Below are 14,197 nucleotides of genomic sequence, written 5' to 3' on the forward strand. Positions count from 1 at the left end.
GCCCCCTTAGCCATGAGGTATCCCGCCATGACCAGACTGAATCTCCTCCGCAATCTTTCGCTGGCCGGCTCGGCCATGCTGCCGCTGGTATCAGCCGCGGCCGCCTATGCAGCACCCGCCGGTATGGACAAGATCCAGAATATCGTCGTCATCTACGCTGAAAACCGCAGTTTCGATAACCTCTATGGCAGCTTTCCGGGCGCCAACGGCCTTGCCAATGCAAGCGAAAGCCAGGCACGGCAGCTTGATCGCGACGGCGCGCCGCTCGCCGAACTGCCGCCTTCCTGGGGCGGCCTGACCGCCAAGGGTGTCACGCCCGCCATCACCGAGGCCCAGTCCGCTCACCTCGCCAACGCCGTCTTCTCGATCGACGATCCCAAGGGTTTTGCCCAGACGACAAACGTCATCACCCGCGACCTCTGGCATCGTTTTTATCAGGAGCAGATGCAGATCGACGGCGGCAAGAACGATAAGTTCGTCGCCTGGGCCGATTCCGGTGGCCTCGTCATGGGCCATTATGACGGCTCGATCCTGCCCATGTGGCAGGTCGCCAAGAAATACGTCCTTGCCGACAATTTCTTCCAGGGCGGTTTCGGCGGCTCTTTCTTCAACCACTTCCAGCTGATCTGCGCCTGCGCGCCCTATTATACGGATGCCGACAAGAGCCCGGCCAAGCCGACGATCGCCAAGGTCGATGCCGACGGCATTTCGCTGACCGTTGCCGACAACGGACCGAAATCCGCCCTCGAAGGTGCTCCGAAATTCGTCTCCGACGGCAACCTCACACCGGATTTCTACGCGGTCAACACCATGCAGCCGCCTTATCAGCCGAGCGCCAACGCCCCGGCCAAGGACGGCGATGCAGCCTATGCCGATCCCTCGCAGCCGAACACCCTGCCACCGCAGCACGAGATTACCATCGGCGACCTGCTGTCGCTGAAGGGCGTCACCTGGGCATGGTATAGCGGCGCTTGGCAGGCAGCACTCGATGGCAAGAATGCCACGCCGGTGCCCAACTTCCAGTTCCACCACCAGCCCTTCAACTACTTCGCCAACTATGCGCCGGGCACGGCCGCCCGCGCCGAGCACCTGAAGGACGGCGGCCTAGGCGGCGAAGCCTTTATCAAGGATATCGACGACGGCAAGCTGCCGGCCGTTTCCTTCTACAAGCCGCAGGGCAACCTCAACGAACATGGCGGTTACGCCGATGTTTCGAGCGGCGACCAGCACCTCGCCGATCTGGTCTCGCATCTCGAAAAGAGCCCGCAATGGGAGCACATGCTGGTCATCGTCACCTATGACGAAAACGGCGGTTTCTGGGATCACGTCGCTCCGCCGAAGGCCGACCGCTGGGGCCCGGGCAACCGCATACCGGCCTTCATCATCTCGCCCTACGCCAAGGGCGGCATGGTCGATCACACCCAGTATGATACGACTTCGATCCTGCGCCTGATCACCGCCCGTTACGACCTGCCGGTGCTGCCGGGCCTGCTCGCCCGCGATAAGGCGTTGGCGCTGAACAGCGAGGCGCCGATGGGCAACCTGACGGCAGCGCTTGATCTGTCGCGCTGATCGTCGCGACAACGCTATGTCTTCTCCCCACAGGTTGGGGAGAAGACTTCGACTTCCGGATGTTTATCCGTTGAGCGCCCGCATGCCGATTTCGCCGTAGCGATCTCCGACGGCGCGGGGCAGGGCCCTGGCGATTTCCTCGAGATCCTGTGGTGTAAGATCAACGCCAGCCGCTCCAAGATTCTCGTCCAGTCGCGCGCGGCGGCGGGTGCCGGGAATGGGCACGATATTTTCGCCCTGAACCATCACCCAGGCGAGAGCCAGTTGCGCCGGTGTTGCGCCCTTGCGGCGCGCAATCTCTTCGAACAGGGCGACGAGCTCGAGATTGCGCTTGAAATTTTCACCCATGAACCACGGCGAGGTCCGCCTGTAGTCATCGGGCGTGAGTTCATCGACGGACTTGATCGCGCCGGACAGGAAGCCGCGTCCGAGCGGCGAATAGGCCACGAGCCCAATCCCGAGTTCACGAAGCGTCTGCAACACGCCGCCTTCCGGATCGCGTGACCAGGGCGAATATTCGCTTTGAACGGCGGTAATGGGATGCACGGCATGTGCCCGGCGGATTGTGTCAGCGCGGGCTTCCGACAGACCGATATGTCTGACCTTGCCGGCTTCGACGAGTTCCTTCATCGCGCCCACGGTCTCTTCAATCGGCGTATCGGGATCGACACGGTGGAGATAGTAGAGATCGATATGGTCGACGCCGAGCCGCCGTAGAGACCCTTCGCAGGATGCCTTTGCATATTCGGGCCGCCCGTTTGCTGTCTGGGCGCTGACGCCTGGTATCGCCCCAGCTGCGCGCACGATGCCGAACTTGGTTGCCAGTACGACTTGATCACGCCGGCCCTTGATCGCCTCCGCCACGAGTTCTTCGTTGGTGTGCGGGCCATAGCTATCGGCCGTATCGAGCAGGGTTACGCCACGATCAAGCGCATGGTGGATCGTGGCGATCGCCTCGCCCCTGTCGGCGGCGGTCGCGCCATAGGCCCAGCTCATGCCCATGCAGCCGAGGCCGATCGATCCGACCTCAAGTCCTTGCCCGAGCCGGCGTGTCCGCATTGTTGAGTCTATCATCTCTCATCCTTTCTTCCGCCTCTTCATAGGAGGCGATTTTGCCGTCGAGGACGCGAAGGCAGGTTTCGAGATCGGCCACATGGGCCCGGACACGCTCACGATGCTCCCTAAGCATCTCTCGACGCTCACTGAAAGTGGCTTTCCCGTTATCGGCAAGCTTCGCATAATGGAGCATGTCGCGGATCGGCATGCCGGTCGTCTTCAGACGGCCGACAAACTCGATCCAGGAAAGGATGGAAGCGTCGTAGTCGCGTTGTCCGGATCGGTCGCGATCGGCATAGGGAAGCAGGCCGATACGCTCGTAATAACGCAGCGTATGAGCCGACAAACCGGACCGTTTCGCGAGGTCACTGATCTTCATGAAACACCTGTTTTCGTCACGACGCCAAGGAAGCTACGGCTTCGAGTGCACTCTAAGTCAATAGGCTTTTTGTGGCTAATTTCGCGACCACCCATGCGGACTCTGCAGGGTCACGTTAGGTATTGCAGGTCGCGTCTCAGGTGATCGCCGTTGCCCTCAGGCAATTTCGTCTCGAGTGCCGCATGCGTGCTTTCCCAGATCGGCAGCGCCTGTTGCAGGACTGCCCGCCCGTCATCCGTTAAGCGGAGCAGGCGGGCGCGCCGGTCTCTCGGGTCCGGCACAACATCGACCAAACCCTTGCGCTGTAGCGGCTTCAGCGCCGCCGTTAGCGTCGTCTGGTCCATGGCGAGCAGGCGTGCGACCGGTCCCATAGGCGGCGGCTCCGGCCTGTTCAGGGACATCAGCAGGGAGAACTGGCCGTTGGTGAGGCCGACGGGCCGCAGGGCATCGTCGAACAGCCTTGCGAGCGCACGGGCGGCGCGCTGCACATGCAGGCACAGGCACGTGTCCCGCACCAGAAGCGTCGTAGAAAAAGGAATCGCGATCGAGTTTGACATGATCTATTTCTATTGATATCAATGTATTTAGTCAAGAAGAGGAGACTATCTGCCGGAAAATGCCGGCCGCGCCGGAGGAGGGCGTAGATCATGCTGAACAAGGTTACCCAAAATCCCGCCGTTTCCCGCGAGGAATGGCTTGAAGCCCGCCGAGCTTTGCTCTTGAGAGAGAAAGAGGCGACCCATCTCAGAGACAAGGTGAATGCCGAGCGCATGGCTTTGCCTTGGGTGAAAGTAGACAAGAACTACACGTTCGAAACGCCTCAGGGGCCGAAATCGCTCGCCGACCTTTTCGATGGCCGCAGCCAGCTTATGGTCTATCACTTCATGTTCGGCCCCGAATGGGAGGCCGGTTGCCCCGGCTGCTCGTTCCTCGCCGATCATCTCGACGGCACGCTGCCGCACTTGAATCACCACGACGTCACACTTGTCGCCGTCGCCCGCACACCGCTTGCCAAGATCGACGCCTACAAGCAGCGCATGGGCTGGAAATTCCCGTGGGTCTCGTCCTTCGGCAGCGATTTCAACTTCGATTATCACGTATCTTTCACGCCTGAGGACCTTGCCAAAGACAAGGTCTTTTATAATTTCTCTCCGATAGCGCCCTCTGACGCCAATGACGAACTGCCTGGACTTTCGGCCTTTTACCGGAATGAGAAGGGCGAAGTGTTCCATACCTATTCAAGCTATGCCCGAGGCGCGGAGGAAATCCTCGGTACGCTGATGATCCTGGATCACGCGCCCAAGGGCCGCAACGAAGATTCGACCATGGATTTCGTGAAGCGTCACGATGAATATGAGGAAGCCCCCCAAGCCTCATCCAGCTGCCACTAGACCCAGCCATCCATCATCCGGAGGAGAAGGACGATGAAGACTGCAGAAGTGCTGAAGGAGCATGCTTTCCTGGAGAGAATGGTCGGTCACTGGACCGTCGCCGCTTCGGACATGACCGGCGACAAGCCTTGGGATGAGACCGTGCGCTCCCTGCAAGGCATCTGGTTCGTTGCCGAAGGCGCCGGTGAAATGAGCGACGGCAAGCAGGCGACGACGATCCTGACCCTCGGCTACGACCCAAGCAAAGGCAAATATGTCGGCAGCTGGATCGGCTCGATGATGGACTACATGTGGATCTATGAGGGTGAGATCGAACCCTCGGGTAATGTGCTGTCGCTCTACACCAGGGGGCCGGCTTTCGAAGGCGGTGGCCTTGCCGACTATCGCGAGCAGATCGCCTTTCTCGATGACAGCGTCAGAACCTTCACATCGAGCGTCAAGGAAGCTGACGGCACCTGGAAGCAGTTCATGGAAGTCAAATATACCCGCAAGGGCTGAAATCGCCGGGGCACATCAAGAGCAATTCCAACAAAAGTGCGAGAGCAGTTTTGCGTCCGGAATTGCATGAAAACAAAGAGATAGAACTCAAGCGTGGACCGAGGAGAACACGATGTCCAATACGCATGGCAAGTTCATATGGTGCGAACTGATGACGCCGGACCCCGAAGCGGCGGCGAGATTCTATGGCTCGGTCGTCGGCTGGACGTCGAGCAAAATGCCGGCGGCGGACCAGCCGGAATACACCATCTTCGAGGCAAACGGCGTCAGGGTCGCCGGCATGATGCCCTTTCCCGCAGAGCTGGAAGGGCAGGGCATTCCGCCGAACTGGACCGGTTATGTCGCCGTCGACAATGTCGATCAGTCGGCACGCGACTTTGCTGCGAACGGTGGCACTATCCGTCGCCAGCCGGCGGATATTCCAGGCATAGGCCGCTTTGCCGTGGTAGCCGATCCTGACGGAGCGGTGCTCTGCATCATGACGCCACTGCCGATGGAAAATCCGCCACCGGAACTGCCCTTCGACACGCCCGGCCATGTCGGCTGGCGCGAACTCTACGCCAATGATGGCGCCAAGGCCTTCGACTTCTATTCCAAGCTCTTCGGCTGGACGAAGGATCAGGACTTCGACATGGGTCCGATGGGCGTCTACCACATCTTCGCCGAGCACGGAAAACAGACCGGCGGCATGATGACCCGCCCGCCTGAGGTCGGCATGTCCTTCTGGTCCTACTATTTCACAGTGCCGGCGCTCAATGCCGCCATTGACCGCATCAACGCCGGCGGCGGCAAGGTGGTCCACGGACCCGTGGAAGTCCCAGGGGCCTGGATCTGTCAGGCGATAGACCCGCAGGGAGCGTTCTTCTGCCTCTCGGCGGGTGTGCGGTAGCACCGATGACAAGGGTCGCAAACACCGTCGTTTGCGCCCCTTTGTTTTTCTACCCCACACTCGCAAAGAACCCTTCCGGGCTTTCCACTTCCACCAGTTTCTTCCGCTCGATCAGCCAGAAGCGGTTGCCGACGGCCCGCACGAAGCTGCGGTCGTGGGAGACGAGCAGGCAGCTCGCCTCATGTGCCATCAGCTCGCTTTCCAGCGCCTCCTGCCCCTCGATGTCGAGATGGTTGGTGGGTTCGTCCAGCAGGTAGAAATTCGGCTGCGTCAGCCGCAGCACCAGCATCCCGAGCCGCGCCTTCTGGCCGCCGGAGAGCAGCTTCACCGGCTTGCCCTGCATCTCGATCGTCATGCCGGCGCCGGCAAGCAGCGAGCGCGCCCGCTGGTCGCCGACATCGAAGCGGCGGATGATCGTCTGCAGCGGTGTGTCGGCATCGCTGAGATCGGCAAGCAGCTGGTCGCCATAGCCGAGCACGAGCGAGGGCGTGGCCTTGATGCCGGCCTTTGCTGTTTCCGGCTCGGCGACCGCCGCGCGCAGCATGGAGACGAGCCGCGACTTGCCGGCGCCATTGAGGCCGAGTAGCACGATGCGGTCGCCCTGGCAGATGAACTGCTTTCCCGTGCGGAAGAGCAGCGTGCCGTCAGGCGTCGTGACCTCGGCATCCTCGAGCGTCACCAGAACCTTGGCATGCGTGCCGCGATTGGCGAGGCGGATCGCGCCTGCCGAACGCTCCAGATGGGCAGGCTTTGCGGTTTCCTCCAGCTTTTCGGCGCGTTGCTTCAACTGCTTCGTTTTGACGACCAGCAGGTCGCTGCCGGAATTGATGCCGATATTGTTGAGTTTTGCCGCCTGCTTGCGCAACTGTTCGACCGTCTTCATATCCTTCTCGTAGCGCCGCGCATCGGAGGCATCCGCCTCGTCGAGTACCGCTCTCGCCCGGCTATAGGGCAGGGAGATGACCGGCGATTGCTCCGGCCGCAGGAAGAGCGTCCGGTTGGTCGTCGCATCGAGGAAGGCGCGGTCGTGGCTTGAGATGATCACAGGCGTATCGCGCGGCAGTGCGTTCAGCCAGCTTTCCACCTGCGCGATCTTTTCGAGGTCGAGATGGTTGGTCGGTTCGTCGAGCAGCAGCACGTCGGGTTCATTCACTGAGGTGCGGGCAATCAGTGCCAGCCGCTGCCAGCCGCCGCTGAGCTGTCGGAGCGGCCGCTCGCGCAACTCCTCGGGCACTTCGAGCGATTCCAGCACGACATCCGCACGCCAGCTTTCGCCGTCTGCCTGGTCAGGAGGAAGGGCGAGAAGCACGGCATCACGGAAACTGGCATCGAGAAGTGCCGGCGGCACATTCTGCTCCATATGGCCGATGGTGAGCCCGCGCGCCCTGGTGATTTCGCCTTCGGTCGGTTCCAGCTTGCCCGTCATGAGGTTGAGCAGGGTGGATTTGCCGCGTCCGTTCGCCGCCACGAGGCCGATCCGGTCGCCGGCGTTGACGACGAGATTGAGCTTCGAAAACAGCGGCGCGGACAGCACGATGCCGAGATTGCGGATATTGATGAGGGTCATGATCGTATCCTGGTCTTGCCAAGCGATCGCGCATATCCGGGGCGTCCAGCCATCAACGGAAAGCGCGTTATGCTTGGCGGATTATGAAATGCTTGCAGCTTGAACGACGGGCATTCAGGTGCAGCAGTGCCACTAGGGGCAGACCAGGAAGAGATTTGCGAGAAACGGTCTCTGGTCAGCCCTGCAAACGCATCTGCAGGGCGTTGACTGGGCCACGCTGGCGATGATGCCGGAAATACATATTCACGCGCAGCCCTCCTTCTTTCTCGGTTGCAAGAGGGAAATACCATTGCTCGCGGTTGGAAACAAGGGATCATGATGGCAGTAAACACGCTCAGATGGTATGAAAGGCCTTCATCATCCGGGATCGGGGGACGCGGGATGATTTCCATCGCAAGGGCAGGCAGCACAGAGGATTTCGTCATCGCCGCCGGCTTCTGCGAAGCACTCGGCGCCCTGGATGTGGAACTCGGGCGTGATCATGGTATCCCCGCCGAGATCGTCATGACGCTCTTCCACAGCGAAAATCATGAAAGCCTCGCCCGGAAATATAGCTCCGACGAAGCGATGATGTTCCTGGCCAGATGGGAGGGAGCACCGGCAGGCTGCATCGCGCTCGCACCATTTGAGACTGCTGCGATGGAGATCCATAAACTCTATGTGGATCCCGCCTTTCGCGGTCGGGGCATCGCCAATGTGCTGATGCGGCGGGTGTTCGAGGAAGCAAAAAAGAGCGGCCGCCCCACCATGCTCGTCAATACCGCCGCCTATCTGAAGAGCGCGCTTTCCCTCTAGGAAGCCTTCGGCTTTACCCATTGCCCGCCTTTTCACAGCGTGCCGGCTGAAATCAGCCACACCGAAGTCTTCATGTCGCGGCCGCTTTGATCCCGACACAATCGCTTCTTAGCGATGTCGGATGTCACAGGGAGGCACGGCATGCTCATCGCTCATCTGCCGGCAGGCTATATTCTCGGAACTGCCGCGCGACGCAGGGCTTCGTCCATTGCGGTCATGGCGGCAGCGCTGATCGGCAGCGTCATGCCGGATTTTGACATGATCTATTTCTACGCCTCCGGCGGCCGGGTTCATCACCATGCCTATGTAACGCATTGGCCGCTCTTCTGGCTGGTCTCGGCGATCCTGATCCTGCCGCTCCTCAAATGGTTTCGTTCGGCCTGGCTCGCTGCAGGTTGCGTCTTCTTCGCCGCCGCCATGCTGCATATGGTCATGGACACGATCGCGGCACCGCTCTTTTGGTTGGCACCTTTTTCCTTTCATGAATTCGAGCTGGTTCGAGTTCCCGCAACCCATGCCAGCTGGATCATGAGCTTCCTGCTTCACTGGACATTCCTGCTGGAAATCTCGATCTGCCTTTCGGCCCTGGCACTCTTCCTGATGCGCCGCCGACGCGCCGAACCTGGTCGATCTGCGGCCTGACCACAGGGAGGATGGCGCGCAGGTCAGCGGTTATCGCAAAGGCTGGAACGCCCTGATCGTGGCCGGACACATTTCGCCTGCCTGCCTGTTTGCCACTCTAGTTGCACAGCACCGTGCGATCGTTATAAGCGGCCGTCGATGGACTGAGGAAATTCCTGATCGAGGGCGAAGTGATGGCAGGCGGTGACGACGAATATGTTTATGACGAGGCGACAGGCGAATGGCGCCCTGCCTCCGAGATGGCTGCAGCCGCACAGGCTGCGTCCGAGGTTCGCGACGCCTCCGGAAACGTGTTGAAGGACGGCGATTCCGTCACGCTTATCAAGGACCTGAAGGTAAAGGGCGCCAACCAGACCCTGAAACAGGGCACGGTCATCCGCTCGATCCGTCTGACGGACAATCCCGAAGAAATCGACTGCCGTCACGATACGATCAAAGGTCTCGTCCTGCGCACGGAATTTGTCCGTAAGCGGTGACTAAAGCATGTCTCGCAAGAGTGCGGAGCGGTTTTGCGATAACGACATGCGCAAAGACAAAGGTCAGCGTGGCGCGAATCTGAAAGATCGCGCTCCGCTTAGACTTACCGCTTCAAGCTTCCCAATATGCCGCGTACCAGCGCCCGGCCGACCTGCGTCGCCACCGTGCGCGCCACGCTCTTCATCGCCGCTTCCACCACCGTTTCGCGCTGATAACCGGAGCGGCCGCGAGGCTGCGCCTTGTCGTCATCGCCGCCGCCAAAGCCAGGTAGGGTCCAGCCTGACGTGGTGCTGCCCTCCTGTGGCGCCGGCGCCTCTTCCTGCGCCCGCTTGGCAGCGTCGGAATCGGCAGCCTTCTTGGCGCGCGCCGCCAGCATCTCGAAAGCAGATTCGCGGTCCACGTCCTCGTCATAGACGCCGAGAACCGGGCTGCGGTCCATGATTTGCTGGCGCTCGACATCGCTCACCGGTCCGACGCGGCCGGATGGCGGGCGGATCAGCGTTCGCTCGACGATCGATGGCGCGCCCTTGGCTTCCAGCGTCGAAACCAGCGCCTCGCCGGTGCCGAGAGTGGTGATGACGGTGGCGCAATCGAAGGCGGGGTTGGGACGGAAGGTATCGGCCGCCGTCTTCACCGCCTTCTGCTCGCGTGGCGAATAGGCGCGCAATGCATGCTGCAACCGGTTACCGAGCTGGGCGAGTACCGTTTCCGGCACGTCGAGCGGGTTCTGCGTCACGAAATAGACGCCGACGCCCTTGGAGCGGATGAGGCGCACCACTTGCTCGACGCGCTCGGTCAACACCTTCGGCGCGTCGTTGAAGAGCAGATGAGCCTCATCGAAGAAGAAGACGAGCTTCGGCTTGTCGGGATCGCCGACTTCGGGCAGCTCCTCGAAGAGCTCGGAGAGCAGCCACAGCAGGAAGGTGGCGTAAAGGCGCGGGTTCATCATCAGTTTGTCGGCGGCAAGCACGGAAATCTGCCCGTAGCCATTGTTCGACGTGCGCATGATGTCGGTAATCTTCAGTGCCGGCTCGCCGAAGAAATGTTCCGCGCCCTGCTGTTCCAGCACCAGTAGCGCGCGCTGGATGGAGCCGACCGAGGCCTTGGAGATGAGGCCGAACTGGCTGGAAAGCTCGGTGGCGTTTTCGCCCATATAGTTGAGCAGCGAGGTAAAATCCTTGAGGTCGAGCAGTGGCAGGCCGGCCTTGTCGGCGATCTTGAAGGCGATGTTGATGACGCCTTCCTGCGGCTCGGAAGCATCCATCAGCCGTGCCAGCAGCAGCGGTCCCATCTCGGCGATGGTCGTGCGCACCCGGTGGCCCTTCTCACCGAAGAGATCCCAGAAGATGACCGGGAACTGCTCGAATTCGTAATCGGTAAAGCCGATCTGTTCGGCGCGCTTGGTGAGGAAGTCTTTTGCTTCGCCCTTGGCGGCGATGCCCGAGAGGTCGCCCTTGATGTCGGCGGCGAAAACTGGCACGCCGGCTCTCGCAAAGCCCTCGGCCAGCACCTGCAGGGTCACCGTCTTGCCGGTACCGGTCGCGCCGGTCACGAGTCCATGGCGGTTGCCGAATTTGAGGTCGAGATATTCGCCCTTGTTGATGCTGTCGTCAGGATTGCGGCTTGCGCCGATGAAAATCTTGCCGTCCTCGAGCATGTAGAATGTCTCCCTCGGTCGATGCCGCCGCTCAATTCTCGAATATGCGGGATGCTCTTTCCGCACAGTCATGCAAATATCGTTTCTCTGTTATAAGCAGCCGACGGGAGACGGACAACTGTCTGCGTTAAAAGGGAAAGCAGGAAAGAGGCGCCTCACAAAGCGCCGCTTGAGTTGCCGCCTCGATTCGATTACGTTGACGTCAACGTCAAAAACAGGAGGCAGACGATGAATGAGATTGTGACTGAAATCGCCAATCGTGTGGGCATTGCGCCTGATTTGGCTGAAAAGGCGCTCGGCATGATGCTCGGCTTCCTGCAGCGCGAAGCAGCCGACGGCCCGGTCGCCGAGATGATCGAAAAGATCCCCGGCGCCACCGAACTCGTCGCCCAGTTCAACGGCGAAGGATCCAGCAGCGGCGGCGGTCTGCTCGGCGGCCTCATGAGTGCACTCGGTGGTGGTGGCATCATGGGCCTCGGCCAGCAGCTGATGAGCGAAGGCCTCGGCATGAGCGAAATCACCTCGCTCGCCAAGGAAACCATCGCCATCGCCAAGGAACATGCCGGCGAAGAGGTGGTCGATCAGGTCGTCGCCTCTGTACCCGGCCTCAGCCAGTTCGTCTAAGGCGACCCATCATTTCCACAAGCCCCCGGCACTGTCCGGGGGCTTTGTTTTTTAAGCATTTTCTCTTTTCTTTGTGTGTGTTCCATGCCCGATAAGTCCCCGATCAAAGCATTGCTGCCCAAGTCAGGCGGCCATCAATTCGTGCTCTACGGCGATTCCTGCTCGGGCGTTGCCGGCGCCCTGCACGAGCGTACCTTCGCATCCGTGAACGCTGTCCTGCGCCGGCTTGAGCCCCAGCCGCAGTTCGTCCTCTTTCCGGGTGACGAGATCATCGGCCTGACGGCGGATGAAGCATCGCTGCGCGCCCAGTGGCGGCACTGGTTCGATGTCGAGATGGCCTGGCTCGACCGAACGAACATTCCAATGTGGCACACGACCGGCAATCACACGACCTATGACGAGATGAGCGAGGCGGTGTTCCGCGACACGCTTGGCCTTCCGGCAAACGGGCCGGCGGGGCAGGAAGGGCTGGCCTATTGGGTGCGCCGGGGCGATCTGCTCATGGTCTTTGTCCATACGCTCTGGACAGGTCTCGGCGGCGAAGGCCATGTCGAGACCGAGTGGCTGGAGGCGACCCTGAAGGCCCATGCCGATGCCCGCTACAAGCTGGTGCTCGGCCATCACCCGGTCTTTCCGATCAATGGCTATGCGGGCGCCTATCAGCGTGAGATAGGCCGCGAATATGCCGAGCGCTTCTGGGATATTCTCGTGGAGGCCGATGTCTTCGCCTATTGCTGCAGCCATATCCTGGCTTTCGATGTGCAGGCCCATCGCGGCGTGCTGCAGATATGCACGGCGGGGGCGGGAACCGCGCACAGAATGCCCGAGGGTGTCGAATATCTCCATTGCATCCAGGCAGCCCTCGATGAGGACGGCCTGCGCTATCAGGTCCTCGATACCGAAGGCATTGAGCGCGAGCGCCTGCAATGGCCGCCCGTTCTTGCACGCGAGGATCAATGGCACGACCTTGCCGCCCATGGCGTGAGTGACGCTCTCTGGTCGGGTCCGATGGACACGGACCGGATCGTCGAACTCCGTCTGAGCGGTCGGATGGCTTCGGACGCCTGCGCGTCCCAGCAGACCATCTTCTCGGCTTTCAGCGATGAAGGGTTGGCGCTTCTGTGGCTTGGCCTGCGCGGCAAGCAGCAGCAGTTGACGCTCATCCTCGGTCGCGATCCTGGTCGCAGCCCCTATTATTTCTTCGGTCCGGACCTGCCGCCGGGCAAGGAATTCGATATCCACATCCTTCTCCATGCCTGCATGGGCCCAGGCGGCGTGCTCTGGCGCACGGAGGGTAGCAGGGCATGGTCCTCCTTCGAAGCGATCGCCTCGACAGGGCTTCAACGCCTTGTCTGGCCCGCCCGCTGGAGTGTGGGTCATGGCCAGAAAGGCGATGGCGACCGGCCGTTCATGGGCGGGAGCCTGAGCCTGAGTATTGCAGGTTGAAAAACGCCTGATCGGTTTCTTGTTTCGCTATGCACCAAAGTCGGTTATTCGGCCTTCTGAATATCATCTAGGGAAGGGCGGATGAACGGAAGCGATCGATCGTCATCGGTGCTCAGAGAGCATTTCGAAGAGCACAGAACCAAGCTCAGCCGGTCGGAACTGGCAGTAGCAGAGCATCTGGTGAAGATGCCGATCGATGTGCTGATTTTCCGCAGCGCCGAGGAGATCGCCGCCGAAACCGGCACCAGCGATGCGACCGTTATCCGGACGGCCAAGCGCCTCGGCTTTTCCGGCCTGCCGGAGCTGAAGCGGGTATCGGGCCGCGTCATGGCGCGCACCATTTCCACCAGCGAGCGTCTGGAACAGCGTTTCCGCGCCACCGGCGATGATCTGGAAAAGGTTGCGACGCAGATGTTTGCGACCGCCCGTGAGGTGCTGACCTCCACCGAGGAGCAGATGGATGGCGCAATGCTCGCCGCCGCCATCTCGCTCGTCGAAGAGGCCGATACCGTCTGGTGCATCGGCATGGGCACAGCCGAGGTCGAGGCGCGCCATTGTTCGATTGCGCTTAGTCGCGCCGGCGTGCGCACCCGCTGTTCCGGCGCCTCGGGTTTTACGCTTGCCAATGAGCTGATCGATCTGCGTCCCGCCGATGTCATCGTCATGTTCCATGCTGTGCGCGAAACGGCGGAATTCAAGCTCATTGTTCGCCAGCTCCGGGATATCGGTTGCAAGGTCATTCTGGTTTGCGGTGTGCAGCTGCGCGCCAATTATGTCGATAAGGTCTCGGCCATTTTGACCTGCATCGGTTCGCCCTCGAAGCTGGCAAGCTGGAGCATCGGCGCCATCGTTGTGGCCGATCTCCTCGCCTATGGTGTAGCGGTCCGTAACCAGCAGCAGGCGACGGATGCCAAGAAGCGTCTCGCCGACCTGCGCGACCAGGCGCTGCGCAACGACTGACCTCCACGGCAATATCTTTGCAATTTCATCCGCATGAAAATAAACATGAGAAATTAAGTTATGTTTATTGAAATGCGAACTACAATATTGTAGTCAACACGACATGACGCCGTGCAGCAGCGGCGTTGACTGTCGGGGTTATTGCATGACGCGCCTGTTTCATCGCAGCAAGACGGCTGAAGTCCGTCCCTTCTCCCATAAGACTGTGTCCAGACGCCGATACCGGCGTAACGGCTGACACCAC

Annotated in this window: 15 protein-coding genes; 10 read left to right on the plus strand and 5 right to left on the minus strand. The window is 60.8% G+C overall.

All coding sequences use genetic code 11. The features are described 5' to 3' along the window. Positions 1-27: 27 nt before the first annotated feature. Positions 28-1,572 carry an acid phosphatase gene (locus tag AB8B33_RS03200; protein WP_439014328.1) on the plus strand — a complete coding sequence of 515 codons (1,545 nt, stop codon included), beginning with the start codon at positions 28-30 and terminating at the stop codon, positions 1,570-1,572. A 63-nt stretch (positions 1,573-1,635) separates the two neighbouring features. On the opposite strand, the gene AB8B33_RS03205 is transcribed toward AB8B33_RS03200, so the two are convergent. From AB8B33_RS03205 to AB8B33_RS03215, 3 genes are all read right to left on the minus strand, one after another. Then, positions 1,636-2,631: an aldo/keto reductase gene (locus AB8B33_RS03205; protein WP_439017179.1), complete on the minus strand. Its 996-nt coding sequence runs from the start codon at positions 2,629-2,631 to the stop codon at positions 1,636-1,638. Continuing rightward, positions 2,600-3,007 (minus strand): MerR family transcriptional regulator, encoded by a 408-nt coding sequence (locus AB8B33_RS03210; protein WP_007818807.1) that lies wholly within the window; start codon positions 3,005-3,007, stop codon positions 2,600-2,602. Before AB8B33_RS03210 ends, AB8B33_RS03205 begins: the two co-directional genes overlap by 32 nt. Before the next feature lie 110 nt (positions 3,008-3,117). After that, positions 3,118-3,564 carry a MarR family winged helix-turn-helix transcriptional regulator gene (locus tag AB8B33_RS03215; RefSeq protein WP_439014329.1) on the minus strand — a complete coding sequence of 149 codons (447 nt, stop codon included), beginning with the start codon at positions 3,562-3,564 and terminating at the stop codon, positions 3,118-3,120. A 90-nt stretch (positions 3,565-3,654) separates the two neighbouring features. Between AB8B33_RS03215 and AB8B33_RS03220 the strand changes: the two genes are divergently transcribed. The 3 genes from AB8B33_RS03220 to AB8B33_RS03230 all read left to right on the plus strand — a co-directional run bounded on the left by AB8B33_RS03220 (position 3,655) and on the right by AB8B33_RS03230 (position 5,785). Beyond that, complete coding sequence (locus AB8B33_RS03220; RefSeq protein WP_439014330.1) at positions 3,655-4,398, plus strand: DUF899 domain-containing protein; 744 nt, start codon at positions 3,655-3,657, stop codon at positions 4,396-4,398. A 33-nt stretch (positions 4,399-4,431) separates the two neighbouring features. Further along, entirely contained in the window at positions 4,432-4,896 is a 465-nt protein-coding gene (locus AB8B33_RS03225) for a DUF1579 domain-containing protein (RefSeq protein ID WP_439014331.1), read from the plus strand. A gap of 112 nt (positions 4,897-5,008) precedes the next feature. After that, positions 5,009-5,785, plus strand: a complete 777-nt coding sequence (locus AB8B33_RS03230) for a VOC family protein (RefSeq protein WP_439014332.1) — start codon at positions 5,009-5,011, stop codon at positions 5,783-5,785. Positions 5,786-5,834: 49 nt separating this feature from the next. Here AB8B33_RS03230 and AB8B33_RS03235 read toward each other — a convergent pair whose 3' ends face one another. Beyond that, positions 5,835-7,352 carry an ABC-F family ATP-binding cassette domain-containing protein gene (locus tag AB8B33_RS03235; RefSeq protein ID WP_439014333.1) on the minus strand — a complete coding sequence of 506 codons (1,518 nt, stop codon included), beginning with the start codon at positions 7,350-7,352 and terminating at the stop codon, positions 5,835-5,837. Positions 7,353-7,733: 381 nt separating this feature from the next. On the opposite strand from AB8B33_RS03235, the gene AB8B33_RS03240 reads away from it, so the two are divergent. From AB8B33_RS03240 to AB8B33_RS03250, 3 genes are all read left to right on the plus strand, one after another. Beyond that, positions 7,734-8,147, plus strand: coding sequence for a GNAT family N-acetyltransferase (locus AB8B33_RS03240; RefSeq protein WP_439014334.1), 414 nt, complete (start codon positions 7,734-7,736; stop codon positions 8,145-8,147). A 141-nt stretch (positions 8,148-8,288) separates the two neighbouring features. Further along, complete coding sequence (locus AB8B33_RS03245) at positions 8,289-8,789, plus strand: metal-dependent hydrolase (protein ID WP_439014335.1); 501 nt, start codon at positions 8,289-8,291, stop codon at positions 8,787-8,789. A gap of 173 nt (positions 8,790-8,962) precedes the next feature. Further along, the gene (locus AB8B33_RS03250) at positions 8,963-9,265 is read left to right on the plus strand and encodes an alkylphosphonate utilization protein (RefSeq protein ID WP_183735631.1); all 303 of its coding nucleotides are present in this window, start codon (positions 8,963-8,965) and stop codon (positions 9,263-9,265) included. A gap of 104 nt (positions 9,266-9,369) precedes the next feature. Here AB8B33_RS03250 and AB8B33_RS03255 read toward each other — a convergent pair whose 3' ends face one another. Further along, positions 9,370-10,923 (minus strand): helicase HerA-like C-terminal domain-containing protein, encoded by a 1,554-nt coding sequence (locus AB8B33_RS03255; protein WP_439014336.1) that lies wholly within the window; start codon positions 10,921-10,923, stop codon positions 9,370-9,372. 228 nt (positions 10,924-11,151) lie between these two features. Here AB8B33_RS03255 and AB8B33_RS03260 point away from each other — a divergent pair, with 228 nt between their 5' ends. The 3 genes from AB8B33_RS03260 to AB8B33_RS03270 all read left to right on the plus strand — a co-directional run bounded on the left by AB8B33_RS03260 (position 11,152) and on the right by AB8B33_RS03270 (position 13,953). Next, on the plus strand, positions 11,152-11,547 hold the full coding sequence (locus tag AB8B33_RS03260; RefSeq protein WP_439014337.1) for a hypothetical protein: 396 nt from the start codon (positions 11,152-11,154) through the stop codon (positions 11,545-11,547). A gap of 84 nt (positions 11,548-11,631) precedes the next feature. Next, on the plus strand, positions 11,632-12,993 hold the full coding sequence (locus AB8B33_RS03265) for a metallophosphoesterase family protein (RefSeq protein ID WP_439014338.1): 1,362 nt from the start codon (positions 11,632-11,634) through the stop codon (positions 12,991-12,993). A gap of 81 nt (positions 12,994-13,074) precedes the next feature. After that, positions 13,075-13,953: a MurR/RpiR family transcriptional regulator gene (locus tag AB8B33_RS03270; RefSeq protein WP_113323184.1), complete on the plus strand. Its 879-nt coding sequence runs from the start codon at positions 13,075-13,077 to the stop codon at positions 13,951-13,953. Positions 13,954-14,197: the final 244 nt, after the last annotated feature.

This window comes from Rhizobium sp. 768_B6_N1_8 (assembly GCF_051811225.1).
Classification (GTDB): domain Bacteria; phylum Pseudomonadota; class Alphaproteobacteria; order Rhizobiales; family Rhizobiaceae; genus Rhizobium.

Bases quoted from the DNA above. Each gene is read 5' to 3' on its own strand.
- AB8B33_RS03200 (WP_439014328.1), top strand. From the start codon at position 28: ATGACCAGACTGAATCTCCTCCGCAATCTTTCGCTGGCCGGCTCGGCC.
- AB8B33_RS03205 (WP_439017179.1), bottom strand. From the start codon at position 2,631: ATGCGGACACGCCGGCTCGGGCAAGGACTTGAGGTCGGATCGATCGGC.
- AB8B33_RS03210 (WP_007818807.1), bottom strand. From the start codon at position 3,007: ATGAAGATCAGTGACCTCGCGAAACGGTCCGGTTTGTCGGCTCATACG.
- AB8B33_RS03215 (WP_439014329.1), bottom strand. From the start codon at position 3,564: ATGTCAAACTCGATCGCGATTCCTTTTTCTACGACGCTTCTGGTGCGG.
- AB8B33_RS03220 (WP_439014330.1), top strand. From the start codon at position 3,655: ATGCTGAACAAGGTTACCCAAAATCCCGCCGTTTCCCGCGAGGAATGG.
- AB8B33_RS03225 (WP_439014331.1), top strand. From the start codon at position 4,432: ATGAAGACTGCAGAAGTGCTGAAGGAGCATGCTTTCCTGGAGAGAATG.
- AB8B33_RS03230 (WP_439014332.1), top strand. From the start codon at position 5,009: ATGTCCAATACGCATGGCAAGTTCATATGGTGCGAACTGATGACGCCG.
- AB8B33_RS03235 (WP_439014333.1), bottom strand. From the start codon at position 7,352: ATGACCCTCATCAATATCCGCAATCTCGGCATCGTGCTGTCCGCGCCG.
- AB8B33_RS03240 (WP_439014334.1), top strand. From the start codon at position 7,734: ATGATTTCCATCGCAAGGGCAGGCAGCACAGAGGATTTCGTCATCGCC.
- AB8B33_RS03245 (WP_439014335.1), top strand. From the start codon at position 8,289: ATGCTCATCGCTCATCTGCCGGCAGGCTATATTCTCGGAACTGCCGCG.
- AB8B33_RS03250 (WP_183735631.1), top strand. From the start codon at position 8,963: ATGGCAGGCGGTGACGACGAATATGTTTATGACGAGGCGACAGGCGAA.
- AB8B33_RS03255 (WP_439014336.1), bottom strand. From the start codon at position 10,923: ATGCTCGAGGACGGCAAGATTTTCATCGGCGCAAGCCGCAATCCTGAC.
- AB8B33_RS03260 (WP_439014337.1), top strand. From the start codon at position 11,152: ATGAATGAGATTGTGACTGAAATCGCCAATCGTGTGGGCATTGCGCCT.
- AB8B33_RS03265 (WP_439014338.1), top strand. From the start codon at position 11,632: ATGCCCGATAAGTCCCCGATCAAAGCATTGCTGCCCAAGTCAGGCGGC.
- AB8B33_RS03270 (WP_113323184.1), top strand. From the start codon at position 13,075: ATGAACGGAAGCGATCGATCGTCATCGGTGCTCAGAGAGCATTTCGAA.